This is a genomic window from Ruminococcus sp. YE71 (assembly GCF_900119155.1).
Lineage (GTDB): Bacteria > Bacillota > Clostridia > Oscillospirales > Ruminococcaceae > YE71.
Genome location: NZ_FPIR01000026.1, coordinates 1 through 20,493, shown reverse-complemented (window position 1 = coordinate 20,493; position 20,493 = coordinate 1). Strand labels below are relative to the sequence as shown.

Below are 20,493 nucleotides of genomic sequence, written 5' to 3'. Positions count from 1 at the left end.
CCTGTCACAAAACAGGGGCATACATAACAAAAATATGCTTTCTCGCAGTAAAAGCCAAATTTACAGTACAATTTTACGGACAAAAATCAATTTTCAGAGCAAAACGGCAAAAAAACACCGTCCTCTGCATCGCTGCAAAAGACGGTAAATGCGGTTTTTGCCGCTACTGAGCGGAGACGGAGAGATTCGAACTCTCGAGCCCAGTTAAGGGCTAACGCATTTCGAGCCTTTGGAGCATCTTCCCGATTCGTCCCCGAACGTCCCTTTTGAACGCCGATTTTCACCCAAATTTGCCGATTTTCTGCGAGAAACGGGAAATTTGCGAGAATTTTGCGAGAAAACTGCGAGAAAAAACGGGTGTTCATTCCGAGATCCGACACAAAAATCTGAAAGGAAGATCGGATCATGAACAAAGATGAAAAACGCAAAGAGCTTGAACGTATGCTCAAAAAATGCCCAGAGATACTGACACCAGCAAAGGTCGTCAGATGGTCGCCGTTCGGCAAAAATAAGGTCTATGAGCTTCTCAGAAGCGGCGAGCTCAGATCATTCTGCTATCAGGGCGGATACATAATTTCAAAAGATGACCTGATCGAATACCTTGCCGAGCATTCTGATGACGATGCCGGCAGGACATTCAAGCGAGGTGGCGGAAATGACTGATTATGATCGTATCCGCCGTGAATATCCGCCTGTCATTTCGGGCGAACAGCTCCGCAAGCTGCTGCACATCAGCAAACGCAGGTGCGTGTGGCTGCTAAAGCACTACATACCTCACCGTGACAACTGCGGCAAGACCCGACGCTATGCAATTAAACTTGAAGATGCGATCAGGTTTATGACCGACTTTGAACAGTCTCCCGAACGCTACACCGCCACCGACGGTCAGTTCAGCAGCAAGCCTTACATACTGCCGGCGGTCAATCCGGTATTCCTGCGGCTGACGCTCGAAGATGAGTGGTTCGATGTGCCTGACCTGCTCGACACCGAAACGATATGCAGTCTGACAGGCTATTCGGATAATGCCGTCAATAACTGGCTTGAAAAGGGGAAGCTGCGTTCAGCATTAACGCAAAATGGCAGAGTGACAAGCAAGGCATGGCTTATAGATTTTTTCTGCGGTAAGGGTATGAGGATAGTCAGAAAGAGCGAGCTGCACATAAACCTGTTAAATAAGGCTTTGTGAGATAAACAAATCAATGGATTCCCATCGACAAGAAGAATATTTTCAAAATCAAAACCACCCTTAAATACGCCCTTTCATCACAAATTTGATATTGATTTTTTTCGGAAGATGTGGTATAATAATATTGAAAAAGAATACTAACATACAGAAAGTCGGTGTACCCTTGCTCATTAAAAAGAAAACCGAAAGTCAATGGCACGAAGATGATCTCCGCACGATTGAAAATTATCGTCCGCTTGACGATGACTTTATGCGTGAACTTTTCCGCAATGATCTTCCTCTAGCACAGCTTGTTTTGAGAATCATTACCGGCATCAGCGACCTGGTTCTTACAAAAGAAGAAACACAATATGATCTTAAACGTCTGCTTGGCTCTCGCTCTATTTGTCTTGACGTGTTCGGGACTGACAGCACAGGCAGAAAATTTGACCTTGAAATACAGAGGGCAGACCGTGGAGCTACACCACAGAGAGCAAGATACCATTCAAGTGCGATCGATGTTGAGTTTCTTAAAGCCAAAGAAGAATTTGAGGAGCTGCCTGTTTCATACGTTATTTTCATAACCGAAAATGATGTCAGGGGTGAAAACAAACTCATCTACAACTTTGAATGGACGGACACAGCTAATGGTACACCACTGAATGACGGCGCACACATAATTTTTGTCAATGGGGCATATAACAATGCCGAGGATACATCTGATCTTGCAAAGCTCGTTCATGACTTCCGCTGTAAAAGAGCAGAGGATATGAAGATAAAGGAGCTTGCAGATAAAACACGTTATTTCAAAGAAACACCGGAAGGAGTGAGCATTATGTGCAAAGCGATTGAAGAAATGCGTAACGAAGCCACAAAGGAAGCCGAGAAGCTGAGATCATATCAGATAGCTCTCAATCTTATTGCTATTGGCGAAATGTCCGATGAAGCTATTGCAAAAGCGACTGATATTACTTTGGAAGAAGTTTTGGAACTTAAAGCTCAGGCTTCTTCTGTTACCGCATAAATCACATTTATCCTGGCAGAGTCATGGACATCGAGGTTCAACGTGACAATGACGGTGCCGATGTCCACAGGGCTCGCTACAATAGCGGTATGCTTGACACACGACTTCTTGAAAAGGGTCGTCCGTATTCCGACCTCGTTGACAGCTACTTTATTTTTATCACCGAACATGATGTGCTGAAACGTGATCTGCCGATCTACCACATAACTCGCAAGATAGATGAAACGGCCGAAAGCTTCGGCGACGGGACACACATCATTTATGTAAACGGAGAACACGACAAAGGAAGCACTCCACCTCGCAAAGCTGATGCAGGATTTCAAGTGTCTGAAATCGCAGGACATGAACTATCCGCAGCTTGCAGACGGTGTGCGGTACTACAAGGAGACAGAAGGAGGTCGGAAGAAAAATGTGTAAAATAGTTGAAGAACTTAGAGATGAGGCTCGCAATGAGGCTCGCATGGAAGAAAAACAGCAGATAGCTATTTCCATGATAAAAGACGGCAAACTCTCTTTCGAGAATATAGCCAAGTATTCCGGTCTGACGCTTGATGAAGTTAAGGCTCTCGCCGAGGGAATGACTGCTTAACAGCTTGAAAACGTTCTGCGGCATTTTACGGAGGTCGGGAGAAAATGTGTAAGATAGTTGAAGAACTTAGATATGAGGCTGACAGAGAACGTATGATAATAAATGCCAAAGCTATGCTCAATCTCGGCAAACTGAGCTATGAAGAGATTGCTCAATGCTCCGGACTCACTCTCGAAGAAGTCAAAGTTCTCGCCAAAGGAATGCCTGCATAACAGTATCGTTCATATTTTCAAAAAATCCCAAAGCCGAAATAACGGTTTTGGGATTTTTATCATTTATACAATTTTCTCCAATTTCTCATGAATATCCCAATTGATGCAAATGACCTGCTTACAGTCATCTCTCTACTCCTCAACAGCCTTCCAGTCGGACAGCATACGCTTTTCAGAATCAAATGATACTCCGATCCTGATCAGCTTTCTATGGTCAGCAGCAAAGGGCAACGTGTAGCTTTTATCCTCTATCTGTGCGAGAGCCTCCTCTGCTGATCTGTCACGCTTGAATTCAAACAGATAGATGAATCTATTGGTCTCGACCTTGCAGTCAATGCGTCCAGAAAAGGTGTGCATCTCGCACTCCGCAAACTGCCCCAGCAGCGTGAAAACAAGGTAGATGACAGTCTGGAAATAATGTTCAAAGGGAGTGTCTCTGTTGGTATAGGTTATCCTTGCGAACAGTGCCGAGAGCACATTCTTTATGCTCTCGGTTTCTCCGCGAATAATATACCGTCTGAGGGTGAAAACGTCTATTCCCGACCCTGAACCGCAGTCGGACACATATTCGGGCAGCAGACTTTCGAGAAATCCGTACTTGACCTCATTGTTCGGAAGGCGCGGCTCGATGACTGTAAGCCCCGTTTCCTCCTTCATCTCGCGTATCACGGCGTCAACGAAGGATTCCCCCGGCTCCACATGACCGCCCGGGAGAGTGTACCCCTTCCAGTCGTTCTTCACGCGGTCCTGCAAAAGCAGTCTGTCTCCGTCCCGCAGCAGGCAGAGCACCGTAAGCTCCGTGTTTTCCGGTCTTCTCATTTCTGTTCTCCCTTCGGCGGCTGCCACGGCTTCGGCGTTAGCAGGGTAGTCCTTCCTATATCGGGCAGCACGTCGTATACCGAACAGCCCATCAGGCTGTCGAAATGCTCCTTTATCGCGAAGATAGTATCCCAGCCCTTTATGTAATCCTCCATTATTCCGTACCGCCTTGTTACGTCAACAAAACGCTTTTCGAGTATAACGAAGCCGTAATCTGCGGCAAGCGCGTCGCACATCTGAATCAGCTTGTCGTAATCGTCTGGAACGCAGCCGAGGATATACTTCTTTATCCCCATTTCGCGTTCCGTTTCGGGCTCATAGTCAAAGTCTGCGCTCATTCTCGGATACGAATGGGTCATGCATATCCTTGCGGCTTCTTCCCAGCCTTTTATCATGCAGTATCTGTACCCCTCGTAAACATGGGTGGGTATATCAACTATTCCTACTCTTCGCCCTATATCGTGCAGCAAGCCTATAACGTAAGCCTTTTCGCTGTCAAGCCCTGCCTTTTCCGCGATATTCCTCGCCGCGATGCCTACGTTTACCGAATGCCTTACCCACGGTCCGGGGTTCAGCTTCCAGGCGGCATCAAGCTCCTTCATTGCTTCTTCTATTGTTGGAAGCATAATGTTCATCTCCAGTCTTGTTTCGTTACAGCGTACCAGCACTTTTCGCCCTTGCCGCTGTCACGGGTGCCTTCGTACTTCATGCCGCACCGCTTCATCACCAGCCCGGAGCGAGGGTTCTGCGGATCATGACGCGCTTCGACACGCTCCATGCCTACGCGGTCAAGGAAGAAGCGGATTACGGCTTCAAGAGCTTCGGAGGTCAGCCTTCTGTGCCAATATTCTCGCCCGAGACAATAGCCTATCTCAACCGAAGCGGCTTCGTCGGATATGTTGAAACCCGTGATGTCTCCTACGGGTTCTCCGCTTTCTTTCAGCACCAGAGCCCACTTGTAAAAGCTGTCGCTGCCGTACATGGACATCCATTCCGCGATAAGCTCCGCGGTCTCTTCGGGCGAGGAATGAGCCTGCCAAGATCGGTATTTCGATACCTCGCTGTCGGAAGCCCAGTTGCGGAACATCTCTAATATCCAATAATAAGTAAACTGCTAAGAGGAATACCGAGTCTACCGCTGGCGTATAAAGAATCAAAAAAAGTACAGATTTTAGTAAAATCGTCGTTTCCTCTGTAGTCATTTCTAACGGCGATGCAGAGTTTTTCGACATCACTCATTGTACAGGCCTCAAAGAAATCCTTCAGGAATTGATAATTAATCAACGCTCGACCAGCCTCAACCTCGATTACATATCTCGCTTCAGCATAATAAGCATCAGCCTCAAAAGATTTTTCGATTTTACCGTTTATGCCAAATAGGACAGGGACAGAGATTAGATCTTCCTTTTTTTTACTCTTCTCAACATCAAAATGTATTTTTTCCAGCTCTGGACGAACTTTAGCCAATACTTCGTCACTGATCTGTTTATGAGTTGTTGAATCTATTTCATCTTCAACAACTTGAAAAGCTCGAATTATTTGTTTTGATGTTTCGTCGGGTCTTTTGTTAATTGGAAAATGCATCCATTTAATCATACTCCACCAGCTCCGTGTATAGAATGCATATTGTTTTTAATATTCTTTATCAAAGTATTAATCGTGTTATCAAATTCAGACTTTTTCAGTTCACATTCCCATATTGTGATGACTTGCCACCCAAGTTCTTTTAGTTGAGCAGCTTTTTTCGCATCTCTATCAATGTTAGAGTTGATCTTATTTATCCAGAATTCTGTGTTCGTTTTCGGGACAACATAGAACTTACAACCTTTGTGTCCATGCCAGAAACAACCATTTACAAAAATGACGGTTCTGTATTTTGGAAGAACAATGTCAGGTGTGCCGGGAAGTCTGCTGTCATTCTTTCTGTATCTGAATCCATTAGCAAATAACGCTTTTCTGACTATTTCCTCTGGCTTTGTATTCTTACCTTTTATGCAGGACATATTGTAGCTTCTTGTTTTTTTATCATGTACATCCATTGTTGCCGAATACCTCTTCATCAAGCATTCTGATTTGAAGGAAGAGTCCCTCTAACAGCTTTACAGGTATGCTGTTTCCAGCCATTCTTATGATCTTATCCCTTGAGAAAAACTCCGTTCCTTTGCGAATTTCAGGATTATTCTTAACTACGTTTTCATAGTCAGCATCTGTAAATCCCATAAAAAGGAAACATTCACGGGGAGTAAGGTATCTGAAGAGACTTCTGCCATCAATTCCAGAGTCAAAATAGAGGTTACCAGAATTTGGATTGCGATCCTGCTTAGTAGTAATTGTACGGATAATGTCGTATTCAGTATTTATATGATTTCCTTCAAGGACAAGCTGGGGATTCTCTTCCCAGATTTTCCTTCTTGAAGGTGTGTCATTAGGTGTACATTCTACCGCTTCCTGAAAAAGCATAGGGTTGCTATAATCTATACGGTAAAGCTCTTCAGGCTTGATGTCCCGATAGTATGGAGAGTGTTGATAATCCCAAACAACATCTTCGGGGTGCTTTTTCAGAAAGCGCTTAACTTTGTTTCTCAACGCTTGATTTTTCCCAACATAGGCGCTGATCATTAATAGGCGCGGACGATTTTGTGGCAAACCAAAAGATGAGGCATTGAGTTGATAATAATAGCTTTCATAGCCCAGTTCAGAAAGTTCCTCACGCCACATTTTAAAGTTTCCGCGATGTCTTTCAGACAAAAGTGATGGAACATTTTCCATTAAAAGGAACCTCGGCGGCTTAATACGGGAATTACGCATTTCACTGATAATTCTTCCGACTTCCCATAATAAGCTGGAACGGCTTCCAGAATCCTTATCAATGCCAAGATTATACCCATGAAAGGCTCCAACATTCGAAAGGTCCTGACACGGAAAAGAATATGTCATGATATCTATGTGCTTCGGAAGATCTCTGCCATTCACTCTACTGATGTCAACATAGTTCTTGCTTCTAATAATAGCAGCAAATATTCTTCGTAACGCAGCTACTGAAAACGCTTTAAGAATATCATATTCCATTGGATTCTTTCCGTCATTGCTTAGGTTATACTCGCTCAGTTTAATAAGGAGCTCTTCCTTAGTCATTTTCAGAATCTCAAAGGGAAGCTCAGGCGAATTATGAATGGCATCATAAGCGACGAAGGCATGGATATCCCATTCACAGGTTGCTTTCACTTCGACTTCCATGCCGATATTCTTTAAAGCAGCATATTGGCTTCCAATACCGCTAAAAAGTTCGATGAGGTTATACATTTATCTATTCTGCTCCGTTTCAAATATATTTTCACAGGGCAGCCCGGATAAATCAACGGTATAGTTTATCCGAAGGATGTTTTTGGGTATAACGTCGCCCTTGAAGGATGATTCAGATATAGCCGGAAAGCTATCATCTACATTATATAATTTCATTTCAATCAAACGATATTTTTTACTTCTTGCTGTGCAACCTTTTTCAAAGCCGTTTGCTTCCATTGCTTTTTCAAGTAATGACTCAGAATATCCAAGAGAAATAAGCCCCGAAATAACAGTATTGAGGTCAGTTCCGACAGACGATTTTTCAAAGCGACAGAAAACGAGTTTCAGGTCTGCTCCTTTATTCTTAAGTTGGTATATGCTATTTATAGTTACTTCGTAGCCATAACGTGATGTTGTGGATTTGACCTCATAATTGCAACCTTCCGACTGAACATCATGTACGCCACCTTCTGCACCCTGCCATTGAGCATATATATTTTTTCTAAGCAGATACTCAAGTGTTAAAAGTTCGCCAATAATCGAGTATGCCTCTGTGTTAAATTCACGGTTGCCAAGAAGACTTTTCCACTTGTTCCACCATTCTTCCGGTTTTCCCATGAGCAGTTTTCTGTTTTCTCCATCTTCACCGGGATCAACAAAATGATAGCAGATGGTAGAAAATTCATCTCTAAGCGCTGGTTCATCACAACGAAGAATTAGTAATATGTATTCTTTTCCTGAAATAATCACATTTCTTTCAGTATACAGTCTGACATTGGCAAATCTTTCTGAAAAATCAATATTTCTATTTATAGCAATGGCAACTCCAATCCAATGCTCCTGCTTAATAGTCCATGCTGTGTATTCAGAAGGAAGGATGGATATCTCCATTGCTTTATCTATATATCCCTTTGAAAAATTATTCTTGATTGCTTCAAGGAGATTCATTTTCATCACTCCGTCTCATATCCAAAGTATACGCACAAATCATCAACGTATTTTATCTCTCCGCCGTCAACAAGTGCGGGTTCAATGACCTGTACTTTAGCAGTATTAAGCACCATCATTTTTCGGAAGACTTGATCTTTACGTCTTTCTGTCACGTCCATTTCAGCATACTGCTTCATAATCTCGCGATAAAGATCAACGCGATAACCATCGCGACCACATCTATCCACAAGCTGAAGTATTTCATCAGTACTGTTGTCTTTCAGGATTTCTCGTGTGGACTCTTCATCGCCTTGCCATGATAAATAAATATACCACCAGATTACTCTAAGCCATATTCTTTTCGGCTTTTTCCAAAAGCGATCCGGATGATCAAGACCATATCGCATTTCAACAAGATCGGGGACTACACAGGTGCTCAGAAATCTCCACACCCCGTCTGTTGACGCAGTACGAATACTCATGCTATATCTGTCGTTAAGGAGCTGATAGAATTTCAGTCCGAATATGTAGTCCACCTGATAAGCATAGTTTTTTGTATTTATATCTACCGGATCTATGCCAATTTCTGATAAAGTACAAACGAATAGATTTAGTATCTCGTCTCTGAGTTTCTTATACTCTTCCGGACATTTTGCTTCTTTAGTTTTGCAGTATTCATCAAATCTGTCACTGCTGTCTTCTCTGTTGATTTCTTTCCAGTTCAAAACATCCGCCCCCTATCAAAGATTGTCATCAAAATATTTGTGTATCGATTTTGCCAGTGCCGCCGGATCGGATACATCCCAACCGAGTTTGCTGATGAAATAATATGTAGCTTCAGCAATAGTACCCGGCTCCAGTTGATTACCTGATATAATATCGTTCCAATCAGTATCTGCCAGCTCTTTTACTGACATCACTATGATATACAAAGCTGAGGAAATGACCTCTAGAAACAGAGGCGATTTTTTTAATGATTCCTCAATACTCAAATCAGCGAAGCATGGATGAGCTCGATTAAGGCATATTTCGACGTGTTCTGCTTCAAACAAATCAATAAACGGATCGGCAGTGTTATCGAAGTTCACCCACCAAAGTGGTTTTCCTTCTTCATTGACAGTACTTATTGGAAATACTGATCCACTACCATCTACATAGAGTTCACATTCTTCAAGTACGCCTAGAACAGTACCCGTTTGATTTGCAAGATGCATCTCTTCTGGATATGGGTTTCCACTTTTTTTTAGATAAAGCACAAGTTTGTATTTAAGACTGCCACGAAGAATACTACGCTCAAAAGTGTAATTACGGTCAAAAAAGTATGGTTTTGAAGTCAGTGAGAATTCACCATACTGTATTGTTCCGTGAAGATCGGACTTTTTAGAGGACCAGATAGCTGCAACTCCGAGAACTGAATCGTGAGCTACAATACCATTCGATCCAAATAGTGTATCAGGATGAGTAATGGTTCCAGCTTTATGTACAATGAGGTTATGTGTTTCCGGATACCATACGCAACGCTCATCTTTTAATACCGCTAAATATTTCTTATCATCGCCGTTTTCCACTTCAATATTGATCGGATAATAGTCATTATCGTCTCTGTAGCTTAATTCGGTCTGCTGAATCGAAATGCCTGCTTTATTAACTCCGGATTCATCCAATGTGGGATACAGATTTAGGATTTCGCTCATATTACTACTCCTTTATGCTGAATGCAACTTTGAAGTACTGAGAATCAGCATGAAAAGATATTTTTCCACTAATTGTCATAGCACTGCTTATGCAACTGATATTGACTGCATTCAAGATGGAATTGGTTTTGGATTTGATTGCTTCCACAGAACAATCAGCATCACTCAAAGAACCGGTAAGCGATACTGTGTGCTGCGACTCATTTCCAGTCTTGTCTCGTATGGCATCAATTGAAAAATCATCAAATTCCAGTGGAAATGGCATTCCGATTTCTTCTTCCCATTTATCCGCACTATATTTGGCAAAATCTGTTATAACTTCTGCTTCCAAAGTGCAGGTGTTATTCCGGACAACCATCTCATAAGTATAGCTCAGAACGCCGTTCTTGTATACAGGTGCACCAACGAGAGTAAACGAAGATTTTCTTGATACTGATGAACTGCCAGAACCACCAAAACTGCCTCCTGAAGGTGCCGATGGCTTTTTTCCGAAGTCACGTGAAGGAAGGAGCATATCTGCTAACGCGTGACTCAATCCTATATTTTTACGCTCGCTTGTATCGATTATTTTTTCCTTATAAGTCTGATTGATTTTTTTGATGATGTTTTTCTGAATATTGTAGACAATTCTCGGATTGTTTCCTTTGACATTATGATCAGTCCATTCTGCGTGATCTGCTTTTTCACCCTGTCTGATATATTCTTCAAGACTAATAAGTTTATCGGTGGCGATGTCACTTCTGAGTTGATTTGATGAGTTCAGCATAAATAAACCGATTATGTATTCATCTGGTGAACTTTTTGTCATGCTGTGTGTCCACGCGCCACTATAGTCATATCCCACTATCATACCAGGACGTCTCGTGTACATTATGAGAGGACTGTTGCCCGTGTCCATAGTCACAACAGTGTTTGAAACGTGCTGATACGGAGATTTGCAGTTATCAGGAGGAAGCATTTTAAGATACGTCTTATCTAATTTTACACATACCAAGCGTCCGGCAACAGAACCGTTACTAAATACATTCCGCAAACTGATCTTTTCACAGGTAATTGTATAACCTTCTTCAGTAAAACAATTATCGCCTTTGTTTTCTTCAGTGATGTTATACATTTCTCTTATTGCCTTAAACAAAGGCAGCATATTGTCAGCAAGAATCTTATGCCCGTTAACAGACGGTGCAAGATACGGTCCGTAAGAATAGCTGCTGTTGCGGATTCTGGGAGCGTACCAACGCTGTATAGCAACATTTATATAGTCACTTATCCGCCTTGTCCAATACGGTCTGTCTGTATCTTCTTCATTAAGTGCATAAACATCTGAAAGCAATCTTTCAGGATCAATATAAGGGATTATTATGGTAGTTCCCGTTTCAGCCTCTGTATATGGCATGATTCCAAAAATATCGAGAATTTCTCTGATTTCTGGAGAATCTTCAAGCGGAATAGTATGATTTTTGTCCGTTGATTTTCCCCACCATGCAATACCACGCTTTAACTTACCCTTAGAAGGAAGAATAGCATTGGATTTAGTTTCGTCCTCAACCATACAAGCTGCCATACGTTCTATATATTGTCCATCTTGATTCAGACGGCTATAATAGATAACGAGACCTGTACCAATTCTGAAATAAACGGTTTTACCAAGTCCCCAAGAACCTCCTGCACCTTCGTTCTGCTGCGGCTTACAAATCTCATAAACCAATTTCAAAAGATTCCCGAACTGGTTTTTTTCAACTTCATCGTAACTTACTGGCCCGGTGAGACCATTAGTGCCTGAGTCCTTGATCTGTATAAAATCATATTCGCCATAAGCGGAGGGGTATTTTTTATCCAGCTTTTGAGTGATACGATCAAAATGGGCATTCAAAGCAGAAGCATCAAACTTTCCTGTAACAAAATCGACCTTTACTGATTTCGCTTTTTCTTTTGCTGCATCAAGAGAATTCTGGATAGATTCTCTTACAAGCAAATCCAAAAGAGGAATGTTGTTATTCTGTATGAGACGTAACAACGAACTGCCACTTTCAGTCATACGGCCATGCTCAGCAATTTCAATTTCCATAATTCTCCTCTACTTCATCTTCTTTATCTTTGCTGGGTAGATACACGGTAACCTTTTTCGTGAAACTCTTGTTGACCTGATCTCCGGGAATACAAATCTGTATACCAATGATATCACTTTCATAATTGAGATCAATTCTATCAGGAATTCCGTTTTTATATCCGGTATCTTCCATTGATTGTCTTGCTGTTGATTGTCCTGAAATACGATATATCAGGAGCATCGGGATAGTGTCTTTACCTGCCGCATGACGTATTTCATCAACTTGCTCCTGTTTGGTTATGTTTCCATAGCTCTCAAGGTATTTTTCATCTATATCTGCAAGCAAATCTTTAATTGATCGGAGTACACCAATATCTATACAAGAGTCATCCTCGATATTTCGTTTGCTACGATTTACTTTGCCAATTGAATGTCCGGCAACATTCCAGTATCCGAGCGAGTTTTTCTGCTGAGGATCATCAACAGCATCTCTACCTGCAACAATTACTGTCCAGTTGTTCAGCGTATCGTCTTTAAGTACCTGTCTTATCCATTCACAAAATGCTTCCATCTCGTTGAATACTCTGGAGCGATTTGAAAAAGAGAAGCGCTTATAGAGAAACATTTTATAAATTATATCAAGACTGATATTCTCCCAGAAAATAGAGTTATTTTGTGTAGACACAATCGGTGTTCCGGGAAGGCTGCTGAGGAATTCTTCAGTAATAACAATATTCTGCTTTTGCTTAGCAACACTATTTTCAAATATCGTTGTCTGAGGTTTTGCACCAGAATAATTCATCTCAGCGTTTACTGCATTTCTCATATGGTTTCTTGAAGTAAGTCTCAACCAAGAAACCTTTGGCGAAAGGATGATACGCGGTCCATACTGGTCCGGACGCACATCAGCTACCATATATTTTTTCAGGTCCTCACGTAATTCGACTTCAAGCTGAGAGAGAAATCTGAATTTTTCAATTGTATCGTCTGTCATCCATACACGCGGCATAAGTTCATAGCCACGACGATATCCAAACCATCGTCCCATCTGCATAAGGGTATCAGCCTGACATGATGCACGTAGGAAGAATGTACTTACAAGCCCTTCGATGGTAAGACCTCTTGACAGAGTGCTTCCTCCGACTATAATAAACGCCGGTGCTGGCTTGGGATAGTTATCTGAATCGGGCTCAGGATAAGCGAGACGTACAAAATCATCACCATTTGAAACACCATTTTTTGAGCAGTTATCAATCACAAGATGCAATCCGGCATGATACTGCAAATCACCTTCTTCGCTCATTTTTATGTGTTTCATGTCATACCTGAGCAATTCTAATACATATTTCGTGATTTTATCAAATGATGGATAATCACGAATTTCATCAGGATTTACACCATAACCGCCGGCAAACTGTGCTAACCAGTCCTGCTTGGTTATCTCTTGTGTTTCACAGTCATACACTTCTGCACACCTTTCTAATAATCCGCTGGATCGCTTGCTGTTAATCCATGAAGAGATCACTTCAGCTACTGCATCATGACAAATCTGCTTCTGTGATGTATGTATCAGCATACTGATAGCTTTATCATAGCCCCAGTAACGCATTACTGCAACTGCACAGATAAACCAACAGATAGCATCTTTCATGCTATCCGGAACCTCTGAAGTGTTATATTCATAGATTTCGGAAATAATATCGAGATCTTCTTGCGGAATTGTTCTTTTAATATCAAGACCATCTGGAAAATCTGATTCGCCCGTACCATATATCTGATTAGGTCCTATATACTCATTGGAGGTTTTGAGAGTCCAGATAAAATCATGCGGGTAAAGTGATTCAGGGGTTGCTTCGTTTAGAAAATTTGCATACGGCGTAGCTGTATACATAACATAATTGATTGCTTGTGCTTTTCCTTTTGATGATGCCTCACCTTTATGATGCTGATCATTAACAAGATCCACAATAAGCTTATTGATTCCCTTACGTTCTTTTCGTTCCTTTTCAGCAGTTTTTGCATCGACAGCGGTATTGCTGATGCTTGCTTGATCTGCCTCATCATCGATAATAAGTATTTTCATCTGATCGTGAGCGGCTTTATTTTCATGAATCCATTCAATGAGTTTTTTCAGTCGTGATGCATTTTTAAGACATACAGTGAAGAAACGCTGTGATGAGCCAACACCAAAGTTCAAATCCTGAGCCCTTTCTCCATAATTCGACTTCTTAGAGGGATGTTCAATTCCCCTCCAAACAAGATTGCCTTCTTGATTTAGATCCTTTTCCATTCGGCGCAATGTCTGTAATCTAAGGTTTTCAATAGAACCAGATAGAACAATGAACATATTCCAGCCGTGATCAGCACACATAGCCATTAGAGCTTCCATGTTTGCAGTCTTACCAGATTGAACATGACCTACTACAAGCCCCTTAATGGGTCCGGATTCACGTGTATCAATACTGAGCCTTCTAAGAATTCCGATAGTGGCATCTTCAAGATCACTAATTGACTGCTCTTTCCATTTAAGACTGCTTTTATAAAGCTGCCAGCAAGAACGAGGATTCTCTGGTATTTTAAGGTTATTATCCTGAGAACGGTCAAATAAGGCGCCATCATTGCCTCTGAAAAGAATTGACTCCTGCTGCGCTTCAACATCCTGGCACTCATTCACAAGGCTATCCCAATCGTCAATAGACAGTTTGGGCCAGTCATTGTCTTCGTGTTGAGTGTTCAGAAAAACAGCCAGCTCTGAAGTGCTCTTCTTTTTTGCCATCCTAATAGTTTCCCAATCGAGATTTTGTGCTCGTTTCTTCTGAATCCATGAACGTGGCTCGTCGTAGTATGGTGAATCAAATCTACTCATTTAGAGCTCCCCCTTTTTCTAAGTAGGTTAATTGCAATTATTTATTCAGTGTTGAAATGCCGGTGGATCTGCCTGATATAAAGAAAAACAATCCGTCTGCCATATGTACTATAATTAATTTAACATTATTGATTAACCTAAAAACGGTATCGCATATCAAACTATATACAAGATTTATTATAACACATAATACTGAAAATTTCAAGGTCTTGCATTTCATAATTTATTAAAAATGTATGCAGCGAAACAGCTACTTTTTTGGTGTAATAATAGTATTCTTGTTTATTGCAATACAAATTTTACCCTTGTACTGCCATATATGAAAGCCGAGCATTTTTGAAAAAGATATGGAGTAACCTTGGCTATTATGATGAAGTCGAGGTTAATGCCGAATCGTCCGAAGCTCACCCAAAGTCGGCTATTCAAGTCCGTATCGAAGCATCGATGAGCGATCAAATCTTGGGATATTCAGTATTCACCACAAAAGCAAAGGAACAGATAAGACAATACAACTTGCCAAGAGAAAAAAGGAAAACAGAATCAACCATATCTCAATTAATCAATAATAACCCTATAAAAATAGGAAAAACGAGAATTTTCAACTTGATGTACTGCTGTTTTAAGATTTCCAGATCAAAATGTCTCATCCTCCACCGCCCACCAAGCCTCCCGAAACGTCCTCAGCTCGCTGAAATGCCAGTAATCGTAATAAAGCTGCTCCATCGCATCATGCTTCTGCTTTTTTACAGCGTCCTCGGTCAAAAGTTCAAATTCAGCGATGTCACCGAGGTTCATTTCCTCATATCCGTATGCACCGTAGAATCTGCCGACTATCTTTTGCTGTTTCGGTGTGAGCTTATCAAACAGCAGCTTCAGCTTTTCGGCACAGAGACTTGTATAAGCCGCCTGATCCGGCTGTGGGTCGTTAGATATGATCCGGGGGTCTTCAAGATACTCCTCGCCGTACTCATCCTGTATCGACTTCATGATACTCTCGGTCTTGAACGAGAACCGCAGATACCTTGCGACAAGCTGTTTGCTGATACACAGCTCGTTTGCGATATTTTCGTCTGTCATACCGTCTCTGTGAAGCTTGCGGCATTTGCTTGTCGACAGCAGTTCTTTGTGTGACACGGTGAGAGGTGTTATGAACTGTTCAATGTGTCGCACCATCGCGGTTCTCAGATACGGGTAAATATACGTTGCAAAGCTGCCCTTGTCGGGGGCATAATTTCTCTTGTAAACACGCTCGATGAGCTCCGCCGAGCCGACCTGAAACAGCTCGTCCGCTAAGTCAGCATTGTTCATCTCAAACTTTTTCAAAACGTCCCTGACGATAGATACGATGAACGGCTCCAACTGCAAATAAAGCTCATTCAACGCCGCCATGTCGCTGTTTTCAAACCGCAAAACCAATTCTTCATTCGTCATTTTCTTTGTTCGGTCGTCCCTTCTTCGGCGGTGCTATGCCGCATAGATTGTACAAATTTGTGGAAGATAACTGTTGCTCAAATTCTTCGTTTGTAAATTCCGGCGAGGTCATAGCTGTGTGGTAAAGTTCCTCAGCTTTATGCAGAAGTATCTGCTTTTCCGATTCTGTTATAACTTTACGTTGACAGCTTTTTGTGAGCCTTGCAATACACCGCTGATAGCTCTGATACTTGGGGTTATCGGCGTTTTTCTCTTTCGTTTTTTTCTTTGCGAACGCAATCTGATTGCAGGTACGCTTCGGATTTTCAGGCGAGGGCATATCGCAATATTTGGTCTTGTAGCCACCGCTCACGACGAAAAATCTGTCGCAGTTCAGACACCTGCGTATCTGATGCCCGACCATCAACCCCTTGAAAAAATCGACTTTGAGCAGCGATTGAAGCCGTTTCGCACGATAATACTCAGCGATAATATACTCGCCGCTGCCCTCAGCGGTCTCACATGGAATAAGATTCATATCAAGATTATCGGTGAGATCATAGCTCATGAACGGCTCGGACAGAGGATTTGCAATCATTTTATAGGCGTTTGGCGAGTTGATAAAATCATAGTACGCCGCCGCATAATTCTCGGGGTCGCACTTTTTCAGCCGCATGATGCCGCCGGTGATAAAATAGTAAATCGTCTTGTTGAAATTGTAAATGTCGTCAACTATCGGTTTCAGAGCATGGGCGATCACGACATATTTCTCCCACTTTTCAGAAGTCAGCATATCATCTGTGATTACCTTGAACTTTTTAAGAAAAACTATATACTGTGGGTCTGCGAGAACCTGAAATATCTTGTGTGTCAGCAGCATATCGCAGATTTCCAACAGCATTTCATTCACCTTCTGCCATTCTTCCTTGTCAGGCGGCAAATATTCAAGTTCAATATCGTCCGGAGTGTTGTCAGCATCAAACTCGTTATCATTCCATTCCCGGATAGCATCCATCGCCCATTGAGCCGACTTGTCGCTAAACTCTCTGTCCAAAATACGTTCAGCAGACTCATACAGATCGTAAATATCCTCAAACTCCTTCGGCGTGATATTCAGGCAAGAAGCCGAAAGCTCGCCGAGCATGAACTCCCGACCGTTGACTTCTATCCGGTCGCCCTTGACCCAGAACACGCATTCTGAAAACATATCGCACCTCCCTGTCAGATTTATACAATTATTATAGCACATCCCGAACGTCAAATCAATAGACAGAGAGAAAATGTCCTGAAAGACGAAAATTAAATGTCCAGACTTTTTACACCTTTTCTCAAAAAATGCACATATAGATATTGGAAAGTGAAAATTGCCACAAGCGAACCACTCACACTTGGGGTACTCTCTATTCCCAAAAATCCGTCTTACAGTGCATACAAACCGCTAAAAGCTTGCAAAACTGTCGTTTTAGCAGTAATACGTTCAGAAAAAATGTTCTTACAAGGTGCTTACAAATGCGGTTTTGTAATGCGTATTCAAAAATGTCCTGCGGGACGAAAATTAAATGTCCAGACTTTTTATACCTTTTCTCAAAAACTGCACATATATAAAGTGGAAAGCATTTTCGCCTCGAACGCCGCAACGTGTTCGGGGCATTTTTAATTCCGCAGAACTGTTCCAGCGAGGTGCTTACATCTGCTGTGTAATACGTTTTGTAGGATGTTGTAATGCGGATGTATTGCGGACAGAAGTGTCTGAAATGCCCGAAAACACTTGCTTTTTTGCGTTTTGTAATACAGTAATACGAAAAGAAAAATAAGGAGGTCGATCTATGAACGGACAAATTTCACGCTATGACGATACGGTTTACAACGAGCCGTATATCGCCAAGGACGGTTGTCTGTACGAACAAGTCACTATCAGAAACCAGCTTGTAGATGTCAAGCTCGCCGATTTCGTGCCTGTACTGAAAGCCGAGATCACGCACGATGACGGAGTGGAACAACGCAAACTCTTCCGCATCGCTGCGACGCACAAGACCGGTCAGGTCTTGCCGGAACAGACCATATCCGCTGACGAAATGCAGTCGATGAAGTGGTTGCTGCAACGCTGGGGACAATACGGTGCTGTTGTTCCGAAGCAAAATGTTCTCGCAAAAGTCTGCCATGCAATCATGCAGACCAAGCAAGCGGTGCGTAACGAAACCGTCTATTCGCAGACGGGTTGGCGAAAGCTCAACGGCGAGTGGGTGTTTTTGATGCCGCACCTCGACAGTAAATTCACAGTCGAACTGCAAGGCAAGCTGAACAGTTACCGCTTCACCAGATCATGCGATAAGTCCGACTTGATTTATCTCTCCGCCATGCTTGACAACAGCTTCGCACCGCCAAGTGTTCTGCTGCCGTTGCTGTCTGTAACGTTTTTATCTCCGCTGAATCATTTCCTCAAAACTGCTGGCTGTGAGCCGAAGTTCGTGACCGCACTCATCGGAAAGACCGGCAGCCGCAAGTCAACACTCGCCGCACTGTTCCTGTCGTTCTTCGGACGCTTCACCGCAAGTGACTTGCCGATGAGTTTTCATGACACCGCCAATAGTATTCTCAGCAACAATTATTATCTCAAAGACGTGCTGACCTGCATTGATGATTTCCACCCAAGCGGTATGTTCCACGAACAAGAGATGCGAACCATTGCACAGAATATCTCTCGCTATTACGGCGACAGAATTGGTAGAGCCCGACTCAATAGCAAAGCCGAACTCCAAGCAAGCCGTCCACCGACAGGCAATGCTATCATCACAGCAGAGTATGTACCGGAGATTTCTGTGTCGGGTTCGGCGAGATACTTCAACATTGAGTTGAATGAAAATGATGTGAAACTGTCCGAGTTGTCTGAGTATCAGCGGCTCGCAGAGCAGAATGTGTTGTCAGAAATGATGATGCTGTATGTCGAATGGTTGAAGCACAAGTACCTCTCTGATGAAAACGAGTTCACAAAAATGCTGTCAGAAAAGTTCTTGCAATATCGTTCGGAGTTCATTGAGCAGCTGACTGCGGCGAAGATTAAATTCCACAATCGAACACCTGATATGCTCTCGCACCTGAAAATCGGAATGGAGTTCTTGCTGACATTCCTGCACGACCATGAGCAGCTCACCGAGCAGGAAGTCAGCAGCCACACAAAATCATTTGTCATGATTCTTCTGCAAAGTTGTTCGCTCAACGCCGAGATCATCGTCAATGAAAATCCGACCACACGTTTCTGTGAAAAGCTCAAAAGTCTGCTAGACAGCGGTCGGTGCTATGTTGAAACTCGTGGTCTTGAATCACAATCGAGACAGAAAAAGTGCATCGGCTTGCAGGACAGCGATCACTACTATCTGTTTGCAGACGCAGCACACTCGGAAGTCCGCAAGCTATGTTCGGAGCAGGGGGAGCATTTCACGATTAGCAAAAATGAACTGCTCCGTCAGCTTCGCAGCGAGGGTCTGCTGCTGTCACGGACGAGCCGCAACACCATTTCAATTCGTGACAACTCCAACACGGTGGTGAATGTGGCGATGCTCGACAAGAAAAAGATAGAACAGCGAATGTCGGGCGATTTGTGCCCTCCAAGCACAGAGGTCGGGTAGTTCAACCACCAAGCCAACAGAACGCCACAGAAACGATTTGTCGGCGTTTGTGGGCGAGGATATAGCGAATGAAAAATCGAACGGAGATGATAAAAATGAACTGAAAAGCGTCGGTCAACATTATGCACAGACCACCCGATTCAATGGCAGGAAAATCGCTAAATTATAGGATTGCAGGTTAAAGCAGCGTGGACGCTGCCTTCACAGCGACCGGCAAAGCCGACCGCAATTGCGAGCTTTTTGAGCGGGTCTTGTGCAGGATTTCAAGGGGTTGTGATTTTGTTTGTGTTACCAAAAGTGGGTCGCACAAGTGAATCACGACCGTTTATCAAGCAAAAAACAAGTCGGACAGTATTAAGGAGTGATTCAATGGCAAACAAGGAAAAACAGGCGGTATGGCTCTACCCCGAAACAAAAGAGCTGATGACCAACCACATGGCGGCGGCGAATGCACGTTCGCAAAGCGACTTCATCGAGAAGGCAATCAGGTTTTACGCCGGGTATCTCGATTGTCGCTCGGACAACATGACGGAATATCTCGGCGAGGTGACAGCGTCAGTAGTCGAAGGCATCGTCAAGGGCAGTGAGCAGAGAATAAGCCGAGCGTTGTTCAAGCTGGCTGTTCAGTCGGCGGTGCAGTCGCATATTCTTGCGGCAGTGTCTGATGTTGACGAGACAGATGTCGGCAAACTGTATGGAATGTGTGTGGACGATGTCCGCAAGACAAACGGCATCATTGACTTCCGGAACGCACTGAAATATCAGAGGGAGGATTGACAATGGAGAAAATCAGAACAGGAATTTATGTGTCGGGCAACGTGCTTGC

Annotated in this window: 20 protein-coding genes and 1 tRNA gene; 7 read left to right on the top strand and 14 right to left on the bottom strand. The window is 42.9% G+C overall.

Features of this window, described 5'->3' with window-relative positions; translation table 11 throughout:
- Nucleotides 1-171: 171 nt before the first annotated feature.
- A tRNA-OTHER gene (locus BT142_RS19305) sits at nucleotides 172-255 on the bottom strand.
- A 150-nt stretch (nucleotides 256-405) separates the two neighbouring features.
- Here BT142_RS19305 and BT142_RS17025 point away from each other — a divergent pair.
- The 5 genes from BT142_RS17025 (at nucleotide 406) to BT142_RS19300 (ending at nucleotide 2,990) form a co-directional block, all read left to right on the top strand.
- Nucleotides 406-663, top strand: a complete 258-nt coding sequence (locus BT142_RS17025; RefSeq protein ID WP_072419375.1) for a helix-turn-helix domain-containing protein — start codon at nucleotides 406-408, stop codon at nucleotides 661-663.
- On the top strand, nucleotides 656-1,186 hold the full coding sequence (locus tag BT142_RS17020; protein ID WP_072419374.1) for a hypothetical protein: 531 nt from the start codon (nucleotides 656-658) through the stop codon (nucleotides 1,184-1,186). Before BT142_RS17025 ends, BT142_RS17020 begins: the two co-directional genes overlap by 8 nt.
- A gap of 124 nt (nucleotides 1,187-1,310) precedes the next feature.
- The gene (locus tag BT142_RS17015) at nucleotides 1,311-2,189 is read left to right on the top strand and encodes a PD-(D/E)XK nuclease family transposase (RefSeq protein WP_242872027.1); all 879 of its coding nucleotides are present in this window, start codon (nucleotides 1,311-1,313) and stop codon (nucleotides 2,187-2,189) included.
- 409 nt (nucleotides 2,190-2,598) lie between these two features.
- Nucleotides 2,599-2,778, top strand: coding sequence for a hypothetical protein (locus tag BT142_RS17005; protein WP_072419372.1), 180 nt, complete (start codon nucleotides 2,599-2,601; stop codon nucleotides 2,776-2,778).
- Between the two features lie 44 nt (nucleotides 2,779-2,822).
- Entirely contained in the window at nucleotides 2,823-2,990 is a 168-nt protein-coding gene (locus BT142_RS19300; RefSeq protein WP_175444982.1) for a hypothetical protein, read from the top strand.
- A gap of 132 nt (nucleotides 2,991-3,122) precedes the next feature.
- Here BT142_RS19300 and BT142_RS20040 read toward each other — a convergent pair whose 3' ends face one another.
- From BT142_RS20040 to BT142_RS16940, 13 genes are all read right to left on the bottom strand, one after another.
- Nucleotides 3,123-3,809, bottom strand: coding sequence for a PD-(D/E)XK nuclease domain-containing protein (locus tag BT142_RS20040; protein ID WP_072419371.1), 687 nt, complete (start codon nucleotides 3,807-3,809; stop codon nucleotides 3,123-3,125).
- Nucleotides 3,806-4,435: an HD domain-containing protein gene (locus tag BT142_RS16995; RefSeq protein ID WP_072419370.1), complete on the bottom strand. Its 630-nt coding sequence runs from the start codon at nucleotides 4,433-4,435 to the stop codon at nucleotides 3,806-3,808. The genes BT142_RS20040 and BT142_RS16995 overlap by 4 nt, the downstream gene beginning before the upstream one ends.
- A gap of 5 nt (nucleotides 4,436-4,440) precedes the next feature.
- Nucleotides 4,441-4,896, bottom strand: a complete 456-nt coding sequence (locus BT142_RS16990) for a GNAT family N-acetyltransferase (RefSeq protein WP_072419369.1) — start codon at nucleotides 4,894-4,896, stop codon at nucleotides 4,441-4,443.
- Nucleotides 4,897-4,898: 2 nt separating this feature from the next.
- Nucleotides 4,899-5,405 (bottom strand): hypothetical protein, encoded by a 507-nt coding sequence (locus BT142_RS16985; protein ID WP_072419368.1) that lies wholly within the window; start codon nucleotides 5,403-5,405, stop codon nucleotides 4,899-4,901.
- Nucleotides 5,402-5,848, bottom strand: coding sequence for a very short patch repair endonuclease (locus tag BT142_RS16980; RefSeq protein WP_072419367.1), 447 nt, complete (start codon nucleotides 5,846-5,848; stop codon nucleotides 5,402-5,404). Before BT142_RS16980 ends, BT142_RS16985 begins: the two co-directional genes overlap by 4 nt.
- Nucleotides 5,835-7,112, bottom strand: coding sequence for a DNA cytosine methyltransferase (gene dcm / locus BT142_RS16975; protein WP_072419366.1), 1,278 nt, complete (start codon nucleotides 7,110-7,112; stop codon nucleotides 5,835-5,837). Before dcm ends, BT142_RS16980 begins: the two co-directional genes overlap by 14 nt.
- Nucleotides 7,113-8,042 (bottom strand): PD-(D/E)XK motif protein, encoded by a 930-nt coding sequence (locus BT142_RS16970; protein ID WP_072419386.1) that lies wholly within the window; start codon nucleotides 8,040-8,042, stop codon nucleotides 7,113-7,115.
- Nucleotides 8,043-8,047: 5 nt separating this feature from the next.
- A complete protein-coding gene (locus BT142_RS16965; RefSeq protein ID WP_072419365.1) occupies nucleotides 8,048-8,749 on the bottom strand; it encodes a DUF6339 family protein in 702 nt (233 codons plus the stop codon).
- Nucleotides 8,750-8,764: 15 nt separating this feature from the next.
- Nucleotides 8,765-9,718 (bottom strand): hypothetical protein, encoded by a 954-nt coding sequence (locus BT142_RS16960; protein ID WP_072419364.1) that lies wholly within the window; start codon nucleotides 9,716-9,718, stop codon nucleotides 8,765-8,767.
- 4 nt (nucleotides 9,719-9,722) lie between these two features.
- A complete protein-coding gene (locus BT142_RS16955) occupies nucleotides 9,723-11,783 on the bottom strand; it encodes a hypothetical protein (RefSeq protein WP_072419363.1) in 2,061 nt (686 codons plus the stop codon).
- Nucleotides 11,773-14,631: a Z1 domain-containing protein gene (locus tag BT142_RS16950; RefSeq protein ID WP_072419362.1), complete on the bottom strand. Its 2,859-nt coding sequence runs from the start codon at nucleotides 14,629-14,631 to the stop codon at nucleotides 11,773-11,775. The genes BT142_RS16955 and BT142_RS16950 overlap by 11 nt, the downstream gene beginning before the upstream one ends.
- Nucleotides 14,632-15,264: 633 nt before the next feature.
- Nucleotides 15,265-16,062, bottom strand: coding sequence for a sigma-70 family RNA polymerase sigma factor (locus tag BT142_RS16945; protein ID WP_084659541.1), 798 nt, complete (start codon nucleotides 16,060-16,062; stop codon nucleotides 15,265-15,267).
- Entirely contained in the window at nucleotides 16,052-17,248 is a 1,197-nt protein-coding gene (locus tag BT142_RS16940; RefSeq protein WP_072419360.1) for a DUF6076 domain-containing protein, read from the bottom strand. Before BT142_RS16940 ends, BT142_RS16945 begins: the two co-directional genes overlap by 11 nt.
- Before the next feature lie 619 nt (nucleotides 17,249-17,867).
- On the opposite strand from BT142_RS16940, the gene BT142_RS16935 reads away from it, so the two are divergent.
- Both BT142_RS16935 and BT142_RS16930 read left to right on the top strand, forming a co-directional pair.
- Nucleotides 17,868-19,667: a DUF927 domain-containing protein gene (locus tag BT142_RS16935; protein ID WP_072419359.1), complete on the top strand. Its 1,800-nt coding sequence runs from the start codon at nucleotides 17,868-17,870 to the stop codon at nucleotides 19,665-19,667.
- Nucleotides 19,668-20,036: 369 nt separating this feature from the next.
- Nucleotides 20,037-20,444 (top strand): hypothetical protein, encoded by a 408-nt coding sequence (locus BT142_RS16930; RefSeq protein ID WP_072419358.1) that lies wholly within the window; start codon nucleotides 20,037-20,039, stop codon nucleotides 20,442-20,444.
- Nucleotides 20,445-20,493 lie beyond the last annotated feature (49 nt).

Coding starts and splice junctions, on each gene's coding strand:
- BT142_RS17025 (WP_072419375.1), top strand. CDS start 406: ATGAACAAAGATGAAAAACGCAAAGAGCTTGAACGTATGCTCAAAAAA.
- BT142_RS17020 (WP_072419374.1), top strand. CDS start 656: ATGACTGATTATGATCGTATCCGCCGTGAATATCCGCCTGTCATTTCG.
- BT142_RS17005 (WP_072419372.1), top strand. CDS start 2,599: ATGTGTAAAATAGTTGAAGAACTTAGAGATGAGGCTCGCAATGAGGCT.
- BT142_RS19300 (WP_175444982.1), top strand. CDS start 2,823: ATGTGTAAGATAGTTGAAGAACTTAGATATGAGGCTGACAGAGAACGT.
- BT142_RS20040 (WP_072419371.1), bottom strand. CDS start 3,809: ATGAGAAGACCGGAAAACACGGAGCTTACGGTGCTCTGCCTGCTGCGG.
- BT142_RS16995 (WP_072419370.1), bottom strand. CDS start 4,435: ATGCTTCCAACAATAGAAGAAGCAATGAAGGAGCTTGATGCCGCCTGG.
- BT142_RS16990 (WP_072419369.1), bottom strand. CDS start 4,896: ATGTTCCGCAACTGGGCTTCCGACAGCGAGGTATCGAAATACCGATCT.
- BT142_RS16985 (WP_072419368.1), bottom strand. CDS start 5,405: ATGATTAAATGGATGCATTTTCCAATTAACAAAAGACCCGACGAAACA.
- BT142_RS16980 (WP_072419367.1), bottom strand. CDS start 5,848: ATGGATGTACATGATAAAAAAACAAGAAGCTACAATATGTCCTGCATA.
- dcm (WP_072419366.1), bottom strand. CDS start 7,112: ATGTATAACCTCATCGAACTTTTTAGCGGTATTGGAAGCCAATATGCT.
- BT142_RS16970 (WP_072419386.1), bottom strand. CDS start 8,042: ATGAATCTCCTTGAAGCAATCAAGAATAATTTTTCAAAGGGATATATA.
- BT142_RS16960 (WP_072419364.1), bottom strand. CDS start 9,718: ATGAGCGAAATCCTAAATCTGTATCCCACATTGGATGAATCCGGAGTT.
- BT142_RS16955 (WP_072419363.1), bottom strand. CDS start 11,783: ATGGAAATTGAAATTGCTGAGCATGGCCGTATGACTGAAAGTGGCAGT.
- BT142_RS16950 (WP_072419362.1), bottom strand. CDS start 14,631: ATGAGTAGATTTGATTCACCATACTACGACGAGCCACGTTCATGGATT.
- BT142_RS16945 (WP_084659541.1), bottom strand. CDS start 16,062: ATGACGAATGAAGAATTGGTTTTGCGGTTTGAAAACAGCGACATGGCG.
- BT142_RS16940 (WP_072419360.1), bottom strand. CDS start 17,248: ATGTTTTCAGAATGCGTGTTCTGGGTCAAGGGCGACCGGATAGAAGTC.
- BT142_RS16935 (WP_072419359.1), top strand. CDS start 17,868: ATGAACGGACAAATTTCACGCTATGACGATACGGTTTACAACGAGCCG.
- BT142_RS16930 (WP_072419358.1), top strand. CDS start 20,037: ATGGCAAACAAGGAAAAACAGGCGGTATGGCTCTACCCCGAAACAAAA.